The following is a 395-nucleotide window of genomic DNA, read 5'->3' as shown; positions in this document are numbered from 1 at the left end:
TTAAAGAGCAGTTTAGCATCATAAAAGAAACTTAATTCGGTATTATTACGTCTAATATTAAAAGGGGGGGATCTTATGAAGAGATATTTTTGTTTGCTATTCTGTGTGGCAATGAGTTTAATACTTTTTTTATCAGGATGCGGAAGTTCTAGTAATAACCCTAAAGGAACTGACTGGGAACCTACAGTGTATGAAACTGTCAACAACTTTGATGGAGTAACGATGATTGTAAAGGAAGGAACTGTCTCCTCTACTGGATTGACTGTAATATTTGAGAATAACACCGACAAGCAATGCATCTATGGTGAAGATTTTTTGTTGGAAAAGAAAATCAAGGGAAGATGGTATCAAGTCCCTGTTGTCTTAGATGGAAACTATGGATTTAATAGTATTGG

Annotated in this window: 1 protein-coding gene; it reads left to right on the top strand. The window is 34.9% G+C overall.

Translation table 11 applies throughout. From position 1 onward, the window contains the following. Window positions 1-75 precede the first annotated feature (75 nt). A partial coding sequence (locus tag ACJ2A9_RS23830) for an immunoglobulin-like domain-containing protein (protein WP_441424121.1) occupies window positions 76-395 on the top strand: 320 nt, incomplete at its 3' end.

The organism is Anaerobacillus sp. MEB173, assembly GCF_052119505.1.
Taxonomy (GTDB): Bacteria; Bacillota; Bacilli; order Bacillales; family JBJMAU01; genus JBJMAU01.
Note: the sequence above shows the minus strand (reverse complement) of the source record. Positions and strands in the feature narration are given on the sequence as shown.